An 18,008-nucleotide genomic window follows, 5' to 3' on the forward strand; every position below is an offset into this window, starting at 1 on the left:
GATCACTCCCACTCAATGGTCGCCGGCGGCTTGCTCGACACGTCGTAAGTCACGCGCGAAATGCCTTCGATTTCATTGATGATGCGGCCGCTGACAGTTTCCAGCAGTTCGTAAGGCAGGTGTGCCCAACGTGCGGTCATGAAGTCGATGGTTTCCACGGCACGCAGGGCCACGACCCAGGCGTAACGACGGCCATCGCCGACCACGCCAACCGATTTCACTGGCTGGAACACGACGAAGGCCTGGCTGACCTTGTGGTACCAGTCGGCCTTGCGCAGTTCTTCGATGAAGATGTGGTCGGCGCGACGCAGCAGGTCGGCGTATTCCTTCTTCACTTCACCAAGGATGCGCACGCCCAGGCCCGGGCCCGGGAACGGGTGACGGTAGACCATGTCGTACGGCAGGCCCAGTTCCAGGCCCAGACGACGGACTTCGTCCTTGAACAGTTCGCGCAGTGGCTCGACCAGTTTCAGGTTCATCTCTTCCGGCAGGCCGCCCACGTTGTGGTGCGACTTGATCACGTGGGCCTTGCCGCTTTTCGCGCCAGCCGATTCGATCACGTCCGGGTAGATGGTGCCCTGAGCCAGGTACTTGATGTTGTCCAGCTTGCAGGATTCGGCATCGAACACGTCGATGAAGGTACGGCCGATGATCTTGCGCTTCTTCTCTGGATCGGCTTCGCCGGCCAGGTTGTTCAGGAACTGGTCTTCCGCGTTAGCGCGGATCACCTTGACGCCCATGTTCTCGGCGAACATGGCCATCACCTGCTCGCCTTCGTGCAGACGCAGCAGGCCGTTGTCGACGAAGACGCAGGTCAGCTGGTCGCCGATGGCCTTGTGCAGCAGTGCCGCAACCACCGAGGAGTCCACACCGCCGGACAGACCCAGCAGCACGTTGTCGGTACCGACTTGTGCGCGGATGTTGGCGATGGCGTCTTCGGCGATCTTCGACGGAGTCCACAGGGCTTCGCAGCCGCAGATGTCGAGAACGAAACGCGACAGGATGCGACCGCCCTGCTTGGTGTGGGTCACTTCCGGGTGGAACTGCACGCCGTAGTAAGCGCGCTCGTCGTTGAACATGCCGGCGATCGGGCAGCTCGGGGTGCTGGCCAGGATGTGGAAGTCTTCCGGCATCTTGGTGACCTTGTCACCGTGGCTCATCCACACGTCGAGGCCGAACAGGCCGTCGGCGTCGATGTGGTCTTCGATGCCGTCGAGCAGGCGGCTCTTGCCGACCACGTCAACGCGGGCATAACCGAACTCACGCAGTTCGGAGCCTTCAACCTTGCCGCCCAGTTGCTCGGCCATGGTCTGCATGCCGTAGCAGATACCGAAGACCGGTACGCCCAGGTCGAATACCGCCTGCGGGCAGCGCGGGCTGTTGGCTTCGTGCACGGACTCGGGACCGCCGGCGAGGATCACGCCTTTTGGCGCAAATTCGCGGATCGCATCTTCGTCCATGTCGAACGGGTGCAGTTCGCAGTACACACCGATCTCGCGCACGCGGCGGGCGATCAGTTGGGTGTATTGCGAACCGAAGTCGAGGATCAGGATGCGGTGAGCGTGAATGTCGAGGGCCATGATTCAGTCTCGTCTAAGTAATTCAGAAACAGTCTTTGATTCAGAAACGACTCGGGGCTGAATAAAACAGCCCCGGTCATTTAACGTTTTGCTTGAAGCCTCAACCTACGCGGTAGTTTGGCGCTTCCTTGGTGATCTGCACGTCGTGAACGTGGGATTCGGCCATGCCGGCACCGGTGATCCGCACGAACTCAGGCTTGGTGCGCATTTCTTCGATGTTGGCGCTGCCGGTGTAACCCATCGAGGAACGCAGACCGCCCATCAACTGGTGAATGATCGCGCTCAGGGTGCCCTTGTAAGGAACACGGCCTTCGATGCCTTCCGGAACGAGTTTCTCGGCGCCTGCCGAGGAGTCCTGGAAGTAACGGTCGGAGGAACCTTGAGCCTGGGACATGGCGCCCAGCGAACCCATGCCGCGATAAGCCTTGTATGAACGGCCCTGGAACAGTTCGATCTCGCCCGGTGCTTCTTCGGTACCGGCAAACATCGAGCCCATCATCACGCAGGAAGCACCGGCAACGATGGCCTTGGACAGGTCACCGGAGAAACGGATGCCGCCGTCGGCGATCAACGGAACGCCGGTGCCTTCGAGGGCAGCGGCAACGTTGGCGATGGCACTGATTTGCGGAACGCCGACACCGGCGACGATACGGGTGGTGCAGATCGAGCCAGGGCCGATACCGACCTTGACCGCGTCGGCGCCAGCTTCGGCCAGAGCCTTGGCGGCTGCGCCGGTGGCGATGTTGCCGCCGATCACCTGCACTTCAGGGAAATTCTCTTTGACCCAGCGAACGCGGTCGATCACGCCTTTGGAGTGACCATGAGCGGTGTCGACCACCACCACGTCCACGCCGGCATTGACCAGGGCGGCAACGCGGTCACCGGTGTCTTTACCGGTACCGACCGCAGCGCCGACGCGCAGACGACCTTGATCGTCCTTGCTGGCCAGCGGATAGGCCTTGGCTTTCTCGATGTCTTTGACGGTCATCATGCCTTTGAGGGCAAACTTGTCGTCGACGATCAGGACTTTTTCCAGGCGGTGCTTGTGCAGCAGCTCGCGGACTTCGTTCTTGTCGGCGCCTTCGCGAACAGTGACCAGACGCTCTTTGGGCGTCATCACTTCACGAACAGTGGCTTCCAGACGGGTTTCGAAACGCACGTCACGGGAAGTGACGATGCCGACCAGGTCGCCATCGTGCAGAACCGGAACGCCGGAAATGTTGTGCATGCGGGTCAGTTCGAACAGATCACGAACCGTGGCGTCAGCCTCGATGGTGATTGGGTCCTTGACCACACCGGCTTCGAACTTCTTGACCTTGCGAACTTCGGCAGCTTGCTGCTCGATGGTCATGTTCTTGTGGATAATGCCGATGCCACCTTCCTGAGCCATGGCGATTGCCAGACGGGCTTCAGTAACGGTGTCCATGGCGGCAGAAACCAGAGGAATGTTCAGCTCGATGCCACGGGTAAGGCGGGTCTTCAGACTGACTTCGTTAGGAAGCACCTCGGAATAACCGGGCACTAGGAGAATGTCGTCGAAGGTCAGAGCTTCTTGGCTGATACGCAGCATCGCGGGGGCTCCCGAGCGGGAAAATGGAAGCGCGCCATTATACTCAGACACCCTACCGGGCTCAATGTAAAACTTGTCTTATATCAATGTTGCTGATGTACGGGAAAAACGCCCCTCACAACTCGACCTTGACCCAGCTCACCGGTTGATCCAGCCAGTCGGCGAATTCGTCGATGAAACTCTGCTTGAAGCCCGCCTCCAGCCAGTTGTTGAAGATGAAACCGAGGTTGGAAAAACCGCACTCCTGCAAATACAGGAAACCGTTGATGTCGTCTTCATGCCCGCATTCAGGACAGGTGAAGTTGTCGGTGCGGCCCGGCATCCAGTCTTCCAGGCTTTCGAACAACGCTTCGCCGATCTCCTGACGGCATTCGGCGCACCCGGCTTCTCCGAGAAACCCCTTGGCCGGGGTATAGATGCAGCGCTTAGTGATGACCTCGAGACCGTTGATCGGCTCGCCAAACGGCAGCGCCTCGGGGTGCAGCACCACCGCACGGGCACCATCGGCGATGGCGTAGGCCATGCGATTGCCGGTACGTCCGCACGTGCTCAGCTCTTCCTTGACGATGTTCTTGCGCACCAGCCAGCGCAGGATCGCCCGGGCCCGGGGCTCGTGCACCGGCAGGTTGGAGATTTTCGGGACGATGATGCTTTGGGAGTTCATGATGCAAGCCTGCTGCGTCAAAGGATGTTCTGCGACAAACGCGGCCGGCAGCTTAATCCCTGACAAAATCCGGTCAAGTGCTTAAATAGCGGCCGATCAGAGCAATCCCGCTCGCCAGCACCAGCCAGGTCACCAACCGCACGAAGGCCTCGCGGGACAGGCGCATCGTCAAACGCCGCCCGATCCACAAGCCCAGCGCCATGGCTGGCAACAGGCACAGCGCCAGCATCAACAAGGGTAGCTCGGCATACACCCCGGCGATGGCGAACAGGCTCAAACGCACCACCGTGCTGCAACTGATCAGCGCACTTTGCGTGGCCCGGGCTGCGTCCTTGGGCAGTCGGCTGTTGAGGTAGATCGCATAAAGAAAGCCGCCACTGCCGAACAGCGCGCCGAACAGCCCGCCCACGGTGCCCATCGGCAACGCCCATACGGCGGACAACTGCGCCGGTCGCGCCTTGATCCACAAGCTGTAGATCGCGTACACGCTGATGAACAGCCCCATCAGCAGCAACAGCAGATCGGACTTGAGGTTAAGCAAGAAAATCACCCCCAGCGTGCAACCCACCGCCATGCACGGCAGCAGCCGCAGCAATTCCGCTTTCGCCACGTCACGCCGCGACGGCAGCAGATTGCCGAACGCCGCGACGAAATCCAGCAGCACCAGCAACGGCACGATCTTCGACAGCGGCATGAACAGGATCAGGATCGGCCCCGCCACCAGCGCCGTGCCGAAACCGGCAATCCCGAACACGATGTAGGCCAGCGCGATGGCCAGTCCGATCACCACCCAGCCCTGCGCACCCCACGACCATTCGCTCAACAACCCCGCCACGCTCATTCGCTCGCTTCCTTTATAAGCCTGCGATGACTTTAGCCAGCGCCGAGGGTTGCGACTAATATTATCCAAACCGCCAAGCCATCTCGAAAAGGCATGCCTCGTGCTTTCAACCCGCCAATTGCGCTACTTCGTGGAAATCGCCGAGAGCGGCAGCTTCAGTGCCGCAGCCGAACGGCTGTTCATTGCTCAATCGGCGCTGAGCCGGCAGATCAAGGACATGGAAACCCGCCTGCAAACGCCGCTGTTCGAACGCACCGCGCGCCAACCCCGGCTCACCGCCGCTGGCGAAGCGTTCCTGCCCCGGGCGAGAAACCTGCTCAATGAACTGAACAAGGCCAGCACCCTGGCCACGGAAATTGGCCAAGGGCAGCGCGGCACTTTGCGCGTGTGTCACTCCAGCACCGTGCCGATCAGCGGCCGACTGTTGCGCGACATGAGCGCATATCTGCAGCAGCAACCCGGTGTTTCGCTGGATATCGGCACGCTCTCCTCGGAGGCACAACTTGAAGAACTGGCCGAGGGCCGGCTCGATATCGGTCTTCTGCGCCTACCGGTGCTGCGCCAGCGCGAGGGTGTTCAGGTTGTGCCGCTCTATACCGAACGCTTGCTGCTTGCCGTGCCGGCGGATCATCGACTGGTGTTGGCGGAGGCGGTCGATCTGGCGCAATTGAAGGACGAAGCGTTCATCTCCATCCCGCATCCGCAGCGCGGCGGGCTGAGTTATTTGTGCGCCGACCTGTGCATGCGTCACGGCTTCTTCCCCCAGGCTGCGCGGGTGATGTCGCGCAAGACCACGCAATTGCAATTGATCCAGGCCGGATTTGGCATCGCTCTTCTGCCGGAATCAATGCAGGACATCGCGCCCGCTGGTGTGAGATTTCTGCCGCTGAGCGGCGATTGCCAGAGCACTGTCGCCCTCGCATCTCGGCAAAATCCCACACCTCTGGTGCAACACTTCCTCCAGACATTCACCGGCGAATGCCTTTAAACTGCGCCCCATGATTAAAGATCCCTTTGCAAGACTCGGCCTCGACCGCGAAGTCCTGACCGTCAGCCAGCTCAACGGCCGCGCGCGAGTGTTGCTCGAAGACGTGTTCAGCAACATCTGGGTCGAAGGCGAAATCTCCAACCTCGCCCGCCCGGCGTCCGGCCACGTGTATTTCACGCTCAAGGACAGCGGCGCGCAGGTGCGTTGCGCACTGTTCCGCCAGAATGCCGCGCGGGTGCGTCAGGCGCTGAAGGACGGTCTGGCGGTCAAGGTGCGCGGCAAGGTCTCGCTGTTCGAAGGGCGTGGCGACTATCAGCTGATCCTCGACACCGTGGAGCCTGCCGGTGACGGTGCCCTGCGCCTGGCCTTCGATGCCTTGAAGGAAAAGTTAAGCGCCGAAGGCCTGTTCAGTGCCGAGCGCAAGGTGCCGCTGCCGGCACACCCGCAGCGCATCGGCATCATCAGTTCGCCGACCGGCGCCGTGATACGCGACATCATCAGCGTGTTCCGCCGCCGCGCGCCGCAGGTGCAACTGACGTTGATTCCGACCGCCGTTCAGGGCCGAGAAGCCACCGCACAGATCGTCCGCGCCCTGAAACTGGCGGATGCCCGTGGTTTCGACGCGCTGATCCTGGCTCGCGGCGGCGGCTCGTTGGAAGACCTCTGGTGCTTCAATGAAGAAGCCGTGGCCCGGGCGGTCGATGCCTGTGTTACGCCAATCGTGAGTGCGGTCGGCCATGAAACCGATGTGTCGATCAGCGACTTCGTGGCGGATGTGCGCGCACCGACGCCGTCCGCTGCTGCTGAACTACTTGCCCCGGATTCCAGCCACCTGATCCGGCAGGTCGAAAGCCTGCATCGCCGACTGGTGATGCGCATGCGTGATCGCCTGATGCGCGATCGCCTGCGCCTTGAAGGCATGACCCGCCGCCTGCGCCATCCCGGCGAGCGTCTGCGCCAGCAGGCACAACGTCTGGATGATCTGGACATGCGCATGCGCCGAGCGTTCGAGCGCCAGCTCAATACCCGCCGCGAACGCCTGATCCGCCTGGAAACCCGTCTCGCCGGGCAACATCCGGGACGCCAACTGGCCCTGTTGCGCCAGCGCCTGGACAGTCTCGCTGAACGCTTGCCACGTGCCATGAACGAAGGTTTGAAACGCCGCCGTTTACAACTGCAAAGCCAGATGCAGACCCTGCACGTGGTCAGCCCGCTGGCGACCCTCGGCCGTGGCTACAGCATTCTGCTGGATGAGCGTGGCAACGCGATCCGCAACGCCGCGCAGACCCACACCGGCCAGCGCCTCAAGGCCAGACTGGGCGAAGGCGAACTGCAAGTGCGCGTCGAGGACAATCACCTGACGCCTGTCACTCTCTCTTTACTGGACTGATCCATGCCGCGTTTTCTCGCTCCGCTGCTGTTGCTCTGCCTGACCTTCAACGCCCACGCCGACAGTTACATCACCCGCCTGCTGAACAAACCGGTGCCGGGCGGCGTGGCTGTCGTCGATCTTGGGACCGCTGCGCAAGCGCCGAAAGCCACGTATCAGGGCAAACCGGTGCTGGTGGTCAAGGAACAGAACAACTGGCTGGCGATTGTCGGCGTTCCGTTGACCGTCAAACCCGGCGTTCAGCAGATCAGCAGTGGCGGCCGCAACCTCAACTTCAATGTCGGTAACAAGAAATACCCGGAACAGCACATCACCCTGAAGAACACCCAGCAGGTCAATCCGAACCCGGCCAACCTCAAGCGCATCGAGGGCGAACTGGCCGAGCAGATCAAGGCCTACCGCAGTTTCAGTCCGAATACGCCGAGCAATCTGCTGCTGGACAAACCGGTCAACGGGCCGCTGTCGAGCAAGTTCGGCGTGCGCCGTTTCTTCAACGGTGAAGAGCGCAATCCGCACGCAGGTCTGGACTTCGCGGTGCCGGCCGGCACGCCGATCAAGACCCCGGCAGCCGGCAAGGTAATCCTGATCGGCAACTACTTCTTCAATGGCAACACTGTGTTCGTCGACCACGGCCAGGGCTTTATCAGCATGTTCTGTCACATGTCGAAGATTGATGTGCAGAACGGCCAACAACTGGCGCGCGGTGCGGTGGTGGGCAAGGTGGGCGCTACAGGTCGGGCGACCGGGCCGCACATGCACTGGAACGTCAGCCTGAACGACGCGCGGGTCGATCCGGCGATTTTCATTGGGGCTTTCCAGCCTTGATTTCAGGCTGAAGCCCTTCCAGCAGGGATTGCGCACGACGAATGGTCCGCGCAATCCCCACCAACAATTAGTGCCATATCAAGAATAAAATCTCGGAAAAAACCGCTTTCCGGGTATTCCTCTCAATTTTTTTCGACTGCTTGCCATCCTCATCCCCCGCGGTTAGGGTTGAAGGCATGAAAACCTCTCACACCCTCATTCAGCTTCGCCAGCACCGCAGCCTGTGCCTTGTCAGCGCACGACTGCCGGGCTGAATCGCTGCGCCTCGTCCCACGCTTTTCCAAGAACGTTCGTTCCACCGGCAGGCCGCCTCTTTTCGGCCCAGACAATAAGGAATTTCCCGATGAGCATGCTCAAAGACCCGTCTTCGAAATACCGCGCGTTTCCTGTGATCAACCTGCCGGATCGCACCTGGCCGTCGAAGACCATCGATGCCGCGCCGATCTGGTGCAGCTCCGACCTGCGTGACGGCAACCAGTCGTTGATCGAGCCAATGGACGCGGTGAAAAAGCTGCGCTTCTGGAAAACCCTGGTGCAGGTGGGCGTGAAGGAAATCGAAGCCTCGTTCCCGGCCGCTTCGCAAACCGACTTCGACTTCGTGCGTACCCTGATCGAGGACGGCCACATCCCGGACGACACCACCATCCAGGTGCTGACCCAGGGCCGTGAAGACCTGATCGAGCGCACCTTCGAATCCCTGCGCGGGGCGAAGAAAGCGATTGTTCACCTGTACAACGCCACCTCTCCTTCTTTCCGTCGCATCGTCTTCAACCAGGACAAGGACGGGATCAAGGCCATCGCCGTGAACGCTGCCAAGCTGTTCGTCAAATACGCAGCCATGCAGCCGGACACCGAGTGGACCTTCGAATACTCGCCGGAAACCTTCAGCGCCACCGAGCTGGAATTCGCCAAGGAAGTCTGTGACGCGGTGATCGAGGTCTGGAACCCGACGCCCGAGCACAAGATCATCCTCAACCTGCCAGCCACCGTTGAATGCGCGACGCCGAACGTCTACGCCGACCAGATCGAGTGGTTCCACCGCAACATCAATCGTCGTGACAGCGTGATCATCAGCCTGCACACCCACAACGACCGTGGCACCGGCGTGGCCGCCACCGAGTTGGGCCTGATGGCCGGCGCCGACCGCGTCGAAGGTTGCCTGTTCGGCAACGGCGAGCGCACCGGCAACGTCGACCTCGTCACCGTGGCACTGAACATGTACACCCAGGGCCTCGACCCGCAACTGGACTTCTCCGACATCGACGGCGTGCGCAAGGTCGTCGAAGAGTGCAACCAGATCCAGGTTCACCCGCGTCACCCGTACGTCGGCGACCTGGTGCACACCGCGTTCTCCGGCTCCCACCAGGACGCGATCCGCAAGGGCTTCGCCCAGCAGAAGTCCGATGCACTGTGGGAAGTACCGTACCTGCCGATCGACCCGGCCGACATCGGCCGCAGCTACGAGGCGGTGATCCGCGTCAACAGCCAGTCGGGCAAGGGTGGCATCGCCTACTTGCTGGAGCAGGAATACGGCATCAGCCTGCCACGTCGCATGCAGATCGAATTCAGCCAGGTCGTGCAGCGTGAAACCGATCGCCTGGGCCTGGAGATGACCGCGCAGCAAATCCACGCGCTGCTGCACAGCGAATACCTGCAAGCCAACACCCCTTACGCGCTGGTCAGCCATCGTCTGCAGGAAGAAAACGGCAACAGCGCCGTCGAAGTGGAAGTGGCGAGCAAGGGTCAGGGCGAAACCAACCTGCACTGGCGCGGCAAGGGCAACGGCGCGCTGGAAGCGCTGGTGGCCGGTCTGCCGATTCCGGTGGAGATCATGGATTACAACGAACACGCCATCGGCGCGGGCACCAACGCCAAGGCGGCGGCCTACATCGAGCTGCGTGTGAACGGCGAACGTGCGGTGCACGGCGTGGGCATCGATGAAAACATCACCACCGCCAGCTTCAAGGCCCTGTTCAGCGCGCTGAATCGCTCGCTGAGCCAGCCGGAAGCCAAAGCGGCGTAACTGACCGCTGCAATGCAAAAGGCCCCGGAGTGCGAACTCGGGGCCTTTTTTTCCTGCCACTTTCTGATCGTTCCCACGCTCTGCGTGGGAATGCAGCTCGTGACGCTCTGCGTCCCTTGAGGCATTCCCACGCGGACGGTTCGACGCCTCGAAGTGGGAACGATCTAGGCGACTTGGGCTATTAAGTGAACTCGAAGGTGTCCGCGTCAAGATTCGCCGGAAACCGCTCGCGGTAAGCCGCCAGCGAGGCCGCTTCCAGAACCACCTTGAACACTCCGTCAGCCTCCCCCGCCGCGAGCAACGTCTCGCCCTGGAAGTCCAGCACCTGACTGTCGCCGGTGTACGCGAAACCCTTGCCATCGGTGCCAACGCGGTTGACCGCCGCTACATAGCACAGGTTTTCGATCGCCCGGGCCGGCAGCAACCGGTTCCAGTGCTGACGCCGCGCACCCGGCCAGTTGGCGGTGTACAGCAGCAGGTCGGTATCCTGAGCGTCGCGACTCCACACCGGGAAGCGCAAGTCGTAGCAAATCAGCGGCCGCACCCGCCAGCCCTTGAGCTCGAACTGCACCTGACGTTCGCCGGGGGTGTAGTGATCGTGCTCGCCAGCCATGCGGAACAGATGGCGCTTGTCGTAATGCAGCACTTCGCCGTCCGGCCGCGCCCACAACAAACGGTTGCGGTGGCTGCCGTCGGCGGCCTGGATGATCACGCTGCCGGTGACGACCGCGTTCAGTTTCGCCGCCTGGATCCGCAGCCATTTGCTGGTCGGGCCGTTTTCGGCTTCGGCCAGGGTTTCGGACTCCATGGAGAATCCGGTGGTGAACATCTCCGGCAGGATAATCAGGTCCACACCGCGCGCCTGCTCCAGCAAAGCGTCGAAATGCTCGAGATTGGCCTGACGATCATGCCAGGCCAGGCTGGTCTGGATCAGCGCCAGATTGAGATCGGGCAACGCACTCAGATCACGCATAGTTTGGCCGCCGCTTCCCGCAGCGTCTCCTCACGCTTGGCAAAGCACAGGCGCACCAGGCGCTGGCCTTCAGGTGGATTCTGGTAGAACACCGACACCGGAATACTCGCCACACCATGCTCGCGGGTCATCCACATCGCCATTTCGACATCGTTCAGGTCAGGGCGAATCTGCGAGTAATCGACCAGTTGGAAATAAGTGCCGGTGACCCGGGTGAAGCTGAATCGCGACGGTGCCAGCAGATCACAGAACAGATCGCGCTTGGCCTGATAGAAGCCCGGCAGCTCTTCGACGTGTTCCGGATGCTCGGCCATGTAATCGGCCAAAGCAAACTGCAACGGGGTCACGCCGCAGAAACTGACGTACTGGTGCACCTTGCGCAGCTCCGCCGTCAGGGCCGGCGGAGCCACAACGTAACCGGTTTTCCAGCCGGTGACGTGATAGGTCTTGCCGAACGAGCTGACCACGAAGGCGCGCTGATACAATTCTTCATGGGCCAGCACGCTGACGTGCGGCACGCCGTCGAATACCAGGTGTTCGTAGACTTCGTCGCTGATCACGTAGATGTCGCGATCACGGATCAACGCCGCCAGTTGATCCAGCTCGGCGCGGCTGATCAATGCACCGCTCGGGTTATGCGGGGTGTTGAGGATGATCATCCGCGTGCGCGGGCTCAGGGCTGCGCTGAGTCTGTCGAAGTCGATGGAGAAATCCTTCAGGCCCAACTGCACGTGCACGCAGCGCCCGCCGGCCAGCTCTACTGCTGGCTCGTAGCTGTCGTAGGCCGGGTCGAACACGATGACTTCGTCGCCGCTGTGGATAACCGCCTGGATGGCGCAGAAGATTGCTTGGGTCGCGCCGGGGGTCACGGTTACTTCGGTATCGGCATCGACGTTGGTGCCATAACTGCGGGCGATTTTCGCCGCGATCTGCTGACGCAGCGCCGGCAGGCCGGTCATGGGCGAATACTGGTTATGGCCGCTGGCGATGTGTCGACCGACCGCGTCGCGCAGTGCCTGCGGGCCGTCGAAATCGGGAAAACCCTGGGAAAGGTTGATCGCTCCGGTCTGCGCCGCGAGCTGAGACATCTGCGTGAAAATAGTGATGCCGACATTCGGCAGCTTGCTGGTGATCATCGGGAGCCCCTTGCAGGTGAGCTGCAAGTTTCAAGCTGCAAGCGACAAGTTTCAAGCATCAATCCATCGCCCACAAAAAAGGGCTCTGAACAGAGCCCTTCTTTACTTCCACGCTTTAACTTGAAGCTTGCAGCTCGAAACCCGCAGCTGCTCTTTTTTACTTCTTGTCGCGACGCTTCTTGCTGGCCTTCTTGTTGTGCGACATCAAGCGACGCTTCTTGTTGACCTGGCGGTCGGTCAGCGTGTTCTTGTTGCCTTCGTACGGGTTCTCGCCGCCCTTGAACTCGATACGGATCGGCGTACCGACCAGTTTGAGCACACGGCGGTAAGTGTTTTCCAGATAGCGCACGTACGACTTCGGCACTTTCTCGATCTGGTTGCCGTGGATCACGATGATCGGCGGGTTCGCACCACCCAGGTGAGCGTAACGCAGCTTGATCCGGCGGCTGTTGACCATCGGCGGCTGGTGCTCGCTGACCGCGTCTTCGAGAATCTGCGTCAGGCGGCTGGTCGGCCAGCGGGTGACCGCCGACTTGAACGAGTTTTGTACCGAGGCGTAGAGGTTGCCCACGCCAGTACCGTGCAGAGCCGAGATGAAGTGGATATCGGCGAAGTCAACGAAGAACAACCGACGCTGCAGCTCGACCTTCACGAAGTCGCGCTCGCTCGGCGTCATGCCGTCCCACTTGTTGATCGCGATCACCAGCGCACGACCTGCTTCAAGGGCGAAGCCCAGCAGGTTGAGGTCGTGATCGACCACGCCTTCGCGGGCGTCCATCACGAAGATCACCACGTTGGCGTCTTTGATCGCCTGCAGGGTTTTGACCACGGAGAATTTTTCGACTTCTTCGTGGATCTTGCCGCGCTTGCGCACACCGGCGGTGTCGATCAGCGTGTACTTCTCGTCGTTACGCTCGAACGGGATGTAGATACTGTCGCGGGTAGTGCCGGGCTGGTCATAGACGATAACCCGGTCCTCACCGAGCATGCGGTTGACCAGGGTCGACTTGCCGACGTTCGGACGGCCGATGATGGCGATCTTGATCCCGTCTTTTTCGCTCGGGCCAGGAATGCGCTTGGCTTCCTCGCCTTCGGCGACCACTTCTTCCTCTTCACCTTCGGCCGGTTCGTCATCATCGCGCGGGAAGTCGCTCAGGGCGGCTTCCAGCAATTGCGTGATGCCGCGACCGTGGGCGCCGGCGATCGGGATCGCGTGGCCCATGCCCAGCGGGGCGAATTCGGCGCGGGCCATTTCCGGATCGATGTTGTCGACCTTGTTGGCAACCACGTGGGAACGCTTGTTACGTTTGCGCAAGTGTTCGGCGATCATCTGGTCGGCGGCGGTGAAACCGGCCTTGGCATCTACCAGGAACAGAACGACATCCGCTTCTTCGATGGCCAGCAGCGACTGCTCGGCCATTTTTTCGTCCATACCATGCTCGTCACCGGAGATACCGCCGGTGTCGATCAGAATGTAGGAACGCCCTTGCCACTTGGCCTCACCGTACTGGCGATCACGGGTCAGACCGGACAAGTCGCCGACGATGGCGTCGCGAGTCCTGGTCAGGCGGTTGAACAAGGTGGACTTGCCGACGTTCGGTCGGCCCACCAGGGCGATTACGGGAACCATGCGGCTCTCCACTTCGTTATTTCAGAAAATACAAAAGCCGCTGCGAGGCAGCGGCTGGTGCTCGGGGCAACACCCGTGGGTGCTGCAAACCCTGCAGAAGCAAGGCCGCCTGGGGAGTTAACCCCAAGCATAGTTGTTACTTGATGGTCAGGGCTTCCAGTTTGCCGCTGTTGCCATACACATAAATCGTGTCGCCCACCACCAGCGGACGGGCACGCAGGCCGTCGCTGTCGATGCGCTCGCGGCCGACGAAACGACCGTCCACCTGACTCAGCAGGTGCAGGTAACCTTCCAGGTCACCGACTGCAACGTAGCTGGAGAACACTTCCGGCGCCGACAGTTGACGACGGGCCAGCGAGTCGTTGCTCCACAGTGCTGTGGTGGAACGCTCGTCGACGCCTTCAACGGTGCCCGACGACAGGCTTACGTAGACGTTGCCGAAACCCTGGGCAACACCGGCGTAGCTCGACGCGTCGCGCTGCCAGAGCTGACGGCCGCTTTCCAGATCCAGTGCCGCAACGCGACCCTGATAGCTGGCGACGTACAGGGTACCGCCGGACAACAGCAGACCGCCGTCGATGTCGACCACGCGCTCCAGTTCCGAACGACCTTGTGGAATCGCGATCCGCTGTTCCCAGACCGGCACGCCGTTGGAAATGTCGAGAGCGACCACTTTACCGGTCGACAGGCCCGCCACCGCGAGGCGGTTGGTGACGATCGGTGCGCTGGTGCCGCGCAGGGTCAGTACGGCCGGAGTGCTGTCATACACCCAACGCTGATTGCCGGTGGACGCGTCCAGACCGATCAGACGATCGTCCTGGGTCTGTACCACCACCACGTCACCGTTGTTGGCCGGTGGCGCGAGGACTTCGCTGTTGACGCGCGAGCGCCACTTCTCTTCACCGTTGATGGCGTCGAGGGCAACGACTTCACCGCGCAGGGTGCCGACCATGACCAGACCGTAACCCACGCCAACGGCGCCGGACACAGGCAGTTCAAGGTCTTTCTTCCATTTCACGTCGCCGTTGCCGCGATCCAGGCCCATCACGATACCGGTCACGTCGGCTGCGTAGATGGTGTCACCGTCGATCGCCGGTACCAGCATGTTGTACGTTTCGCCCTGACCGTCACCGATCGAGCGGCTCCACTGCTTGTGCAGGACCACTTCTTCTTTGAAGTCGGTCAGCTCGGCCGGTGGCAGTTCTTTTTTGCTGTTGCTGCTGCAACCCGCGGCCAGAATGGCCAGAGCCAGCAATGCTGCATGCTTCCAACGGATCACGTCACGCATCCCCTTTGGCCAGGTCGTCCAGCTTGATTTGAAGGCCACCGACCGCCGCTTCATCCGACAGTGCCGCCTTGGCTTTTTGATACGCCGCGTTCGCTTCGTCGGTACGGCCCAGCTGTACCAGCAGGTCGCCCTTGAGTTCTTCGCGAGTGGCCAGGAACGACTTGTCGGCATCGCCTTCGAGCAGTTTCAGGGCTTCGTCGGCCTTGTTCTGTGCGCCCAGTACCTGCGCCAGACGCTGACGGGCGATTTCGCCCAGCGCCGGGTTGGCCGGTTTGGCAACGATGGCCTTGAGTTCGGTCGCCGCGTCGTCCAGCTTGCCGCTGTCGACCGCGACCTTGGCCACGAACAGGCTGCCGTACTGCGCGTAGGCAGAACCGCCGAATTCGCTGTTGAGCTTGCCGGCCAGATCCGCGACGCGCGCGGCATCAGGCTTGCCGTCCGGGGTCAGCGTGGTTTCCAGCAATTGCTGATAGAGCACCGAGGCGCCTTGCGACTGGTTGCTCTGATACTTGTGATAAGCCTGCCAGCCGAACACGATGACCAGCGCCAACAGGCCGCCGGTGACCAGAGGTTTGCCGTTGCGTGTCCACCAGTCCTTCAAATCCGCCAACTGTTCGTCTTCGGTACTCGACACCCCAATACTCCTTAATCGCTAAATCGGCTGTTTGGACAGCTTCAACCCTGCACGACGCAGGTGGCCAGGTGTGCAGCGAGCGCATCCCAGGCAATGCTTTGTTGTTCGCCCTGGCCACGCAGGGGTTTGAAACCTACCACTTGCTGGGCCATTTCGTCGTCACCGAGGATCAGTGCGTACAGCGCACCGCTCTTGTCGGCTTTCTTGAACTGGCTCTTGAAGCTGCCAGCGCCGGCATTGACTTGCAGGCGCAGGTTGGGCAGTTGGTCGCGTACACGCTCGGCCAGGGCCAGACCGGCCAGCTCTGCTTCTTCGCCGAAGGCGCAGAGATAGACGTCGACCTGACGGGAGATTTCTTCCGGGATCTGCTGCAGGGTTTCCAGCAGCAGCACCAGACGCTCGATACCCATGGCGAAACCGACGCCCGGGGTCGGCTTGCCGCCCATCTGCTCGACCAGACCGTCATAGCGCCCACCCGCGCAGACAGTGCCCTGGGCGCCGAGCTTGTCGGTGACCCATTCGAATACGGTTTTGCTGTAGTAATCCAGACCACGCACCAGCTTCGGGTTGAGCACGTAAGGAATGCCGACGGCATCCAGACGGGCCTTCAGCCCTTCGAAGTGGGCACGGGATTCGTCATCCAGGTAATCCGCCATTTTCGGCGCATCGACCAGCACGGCCTGGGTGTCGGCATTTTTGGTGTCGAGCACGCGCAGCGGGTTGGTTTTCAGGCGACGCTGGCTGTCTTCGTCCAGTTTGTCGTGGTGCGCCGAGAGGTACTCGACCAGCGCTTCACGATAACGGCCGCGGGACTCGCTGGTGCCGAGGCTGTTGAGTTCGAGCTTGACCGCATCGCGAATGCCCAGCTCGCCCCACAGGCGCCAGGTCATGATGATCAGTTCGGCGTCGATGTCCGGACCGTCGAGGTTGAACACCTCCAGACCGATCTGGTGGAACTGGCGATAACGGCCTTTCTGTGGACGCTCGTGACGGAACATCGGGCCGATGTACCAGAGCTTCTGCACCTGGCCACCGCCGGTGATGCCGTGCTCGAGCACCGCACGCACGCACGCAGCCGTGCCTTCCGGACGCAGGGTCAGGGAGTCGCCGTTGCGGTCTTCGAAGGTGTACATCTCTTTTTCGACGATGTCGGTCACTTCACCGATCGAGCGCTTGAACAGCTCGGTGAACTCGACGATCGGCATGCGGATCTGCTTGTAACCGTAGTTATCCAGCAGACGCGAAACGGTGCCTTCGAAATAACGCCATACCGGCGTCTGTTCCGGCAGGATGTCGTTCATGCCACGAATGGCTTGCAGAGACTTGCTCACAGAATTTCCTTAATTCGTTCGATCAGCCGCGCGCGATAACCGCTGCGTCAGCTTCGACCTTCTCGGCCGCTTTCTCGCGGATCAGCTTTTCCAGCTCGTCCACCAGATTGTCATTCGTCAGTTTCTGCGACGGCTTGCCGTCGATGTAAATCAGGTTTGGCGTGCCGCCGGTCAAGCCGATATGGGCTTCCTTGGCTTCGCCGGGGCCGTTGACCACGCAACCGATCACCGCGACATCCAGCGGCACCAGCAGGTCTTCAAGGCGCCCTTCCAGCTCGTTCATGGTCTTGACCACATCGAAGTTCTGCCGCGAGCAACTCGGGCAGGCGATGAAGTTGATGCCACGGGAACGCAGATGCAAAGACTTGAGAATGTCGTAACCGACCTTCACTTCCTCGACCGGGTCGGCCGCCAGCGAGATGCGGATAGTATCGCCAATCCCCTCGGCGAGCAGCATACCTAGGCCCACGGCGGATTTCACTGTACCGGAGCGCAATCCGCCGGCTTCGGTGATGCCCAGGTGCAGCGGCTGGACGATTTCCTTGGCCAGCAGACGGTAGGCTTCAACGGCCATGAACACGTCGGAAGCCTTCACGCTGACCTTGAAGTCCTGGAAATTCAGGCGTTCGAGGTGTTCGACGTGACGCAGGGCGGACTCGACCAGCGCGGCCGGGGTCGGCTCGCCGTATTTCTTTTGCAGGTCTTTTTCCAGGGAACCGGCGTTGACGCCGATGCGGATCGGGATCCCGCGGTCACGGGCGGCATCGACCACCGCACGCACGCGGTCTTCGCGACCGATGTTGCCCGGGTTGATGCGCAGGCAGTCCACACCCAGTTCGGCCACGCGCAAAGCGATCTTGTAGTCGAAATGGATGTCGGCAACCAACGGCACCTTGACCAGTTGCTTGATCTTGCCGAACGCCTCGGCGGCGTCCATGTCCGGTACCGACACGCGGACGATGTCGACGCCGGCGGCTTCCAGACGGTTGATCTGTGCGACGGTGGCAGCGACGTCATTGGTGTCGCTGTTGGTCATGCTCTGCACAGCGATAGGGGCATCGCCGCCCACAGGCACGTTACCGACCCAGATCTTGCGCGATTCGCGACGTTTGATTGGAGATTCGCCGTGCATGAC

Annotated in this window: 15 protein-coding genes; 4 read left to right on the plus strand and 11 right to left on the minus strand. The window is 61.3% G+C overall.

The window, feature by feature from the left end:
• Positions 1-2 precede the first annotated feature (2 nt).
• From guaA to EIY71_RS03155, 4 genes are all read right to left on the minus strand, one after another.
• Positions 3-1,580 (minus strand): glutamine-hydrolyzing GMP synthase, encoded by a 1,578-nt coding sequence (gene guaA / locus EIY71_RS03140; protein ID WP_108590389.1) that lies wholly within the window; start codon positions 1,578-1,580, stop codon positions 3-5.
• 100 nt (positions 1,581-1,680) lie between these two features.
• On the minus strand, positions 1,681-3,150 hold the full coding sequence (guaB, locus tag EIY71_RS03145) for an IMP dehydrogenase (RefSeq protein WP_034156270.1): 1,470 nt from the start codon (positions 3,148-3,150) through the stop codon (positions 1,681-1,683).
• Between the two features lie 115 nt (positions 3,151-3,265).
• Positions 3,266-3,814, minus strand: coding sequence for a sugar ABC transporter ATPase (locus EIY71_RS03150; protein WP_085745307.1), 549 nt, complete (start codon positions 3,812-3,814; stop codon positions 3,266-3,268).
• Between the two features lie 73 nt (positions 3,815-3,887).
• Positions 3,888-4,655 carry a sulfite exporter TauE/SafE family protein gene (locus EIY71_RS03155; protein WP_102688186.1) on the minus strand — a complete coding sequence of 256 codons (768 nt, stop codon included), beginning with the start codon at positions 4,653-4,655 and terminating at the stop codon, positions 3,888-3,890.
• Between the two features lie 100 nt (positions 4,656-4,755).
• Here EIY71_RS03155 and EIY71_RS03160 point away from each other — a divergent pair, with 100 nt between their 5' ends.
• The 4 genes from EIY71_RS03160 to leuA all read left to right on the plus strand — a co-directional run bounded on the left by EIY71_RS03160 (position 4,756) and on the right by leuA (position 9,881).
• A complete protein-coding gene (locus tag EIY71_RS03160; RefSeq protein WP_134020459.1) occupies positions 4,756-5,643 on the plus strand; it encodes a LysR family transcriptional regulator in 888 nt (295 codons plus the stop codon).
• A 10-nt stretch (positions 5,644-5,653) separates the two neighbouring features.
• Complete coding sequence (gene xseA, locus EIY71_RS03165; protein ID WP_007956669.1) at positions 5,654-7,033, plus strand: exodeoxyribonuclease VII large subunit; 1,380 nt, start codon at positions 5,654-5,656, stop codon at positions 7,031-7,033.
• A gap of 3 nt (positions 7,034-7,036) precedes the next feature.
• The gene (locus EIY71_RS03170; RefSeq protein ID WP_039765736.1) at positions 7,037-7,858 is read left to right on the plus strand and encodes a peptidoglycan DD-metalloendopeptidase family protein; all 822 of its coding nucleotides are present in this window, start codon (positions 7,037-7,039) and stop codon (positions 7,856-7,858) included.
• A gap of 343 nt (positions 7,859-8,201) precedes the next feature.
• Complete coding sequence (gene leuA / locus EIY71_RS03180) at positions 8,202-9,881, plus strand: 2-isopropylmalate synthase (RefSeq protein WP_007956672.1); 1,680 nt, start codon at positions 8,202-8,204, stop codon at positions 9,879-9,881.
• Between the two features lie 181 nt (positions 9,882-10,062).
• Here the strand turns inward: leuA and EIY71_RS03185 are convergent, their stop codons facing one another.
• The 7 genes from EIY71_RS03185 to ispG form a co-directional block, all read right to left on the minus strand.
• Positions 10,063-10,854 (minus strand): amidohydrolase, encoded by a 792-nt coding sequence (locus tag EIY71_RS03185; RefSeq protein WP_134020462.1) that lies wholly within the window; start codon positions 10,852-10,854, stop codon positions 10,063-10,065.
• The gene (locus tag EIY71_RS03190; RefSeq protein WP_102688191.1) at positions 10,842-11,990 is read right to left on the minus strand and encodes a pyridoxal phosphate-dependent aminotransferase; all 1,149 of its coding nucleotides are present in this window, start codon (positions 11,988-11,990) and stop codon (positions 10,842-10,844) included. Before EIY71_RS03190 ends, EIY71_RS03185 begins: the two co-directional genes overlap by 13 nt.
• Positions 11,991-12,147: 157 nt before the next feature.
• Positions 12,148-13,620, minus strand: a complete 1,473-nt coding sequence (gene der / locus EIY71_RS03195) for a ribosome biogenesis GTPase Der (RefSeq protein WP_007956675.1) — start codon at positions 13,618-13,620, stop codon at positions 12,148-12,150.
• A gap of 136 nt (positions 13,621-13,756) precedes the next feature.
• The gene (gene bamB / locus EIY71_RS03200; RefSeq protein ID WP_039765728.1) at positions 13,757-14,908 is read right to left on the minus strand and encodes an outer membrane protein assembly factor BamB; all 1,152 of its coding nucleotides are present in this window, start codon (positions 14,906-14,908) and stop codon (positions 13,757-13,759) included.
• The gene (locus EIY71_RS03205) at positions 14,901-15,542 is read right to left on the minus strand and encodes a tetratricopeptide repeat protein (protein WP_011335807.1); all 642 of its coding nucleotides are present in this window, start codon (positions 15,540-15,542) and stop codon (positions 14,901-14,903) included. The genes bamB and EIY71_RS03205 overlap by 8 nt, the downstream gene beginning before the upstream one ends.
• Positions 15,543-15,583: 41 nt before the next feature.
• Complete coding sequence (gene hisS / locus EIY71_RS03210) at positions 15,584-16,873, minus strand: histidine--tRNA ligase (RefSeq protein ID WP_102688192.1); 1,290 nt, start codon at positions 16,871-16,873, stop codon at positions 15,584-15,586.
• Positions 16,874-16,895: 22 nt separating this feature from the next.
• Positions 16,896-18,005, minus strand: a complete 1,110-nt coding sequence (gene ispG / locus EIY71_RS03215) for a flavodoxin-dependent (E)-4-hydroxy-3-methylbut-2-enyl-diphosphate synthase (protein WP_007956680.1) — start codon at positions 18,003-18,005, stop codon at positions 16,896-16,898.
• Positions 18,006-18,008: the final 3 nt, after the last annotated feature.

Source organism: Pseudomonas sp. CH235, assembly GCF_004368175.1.
Lineage (GTDB): Bacteria > Pseudomonadota > Gammaproteobacteria > Pseudomonadales > Pseudomonadaceae > Aquipseudomonas > Aquipseudomonas paraglycinae.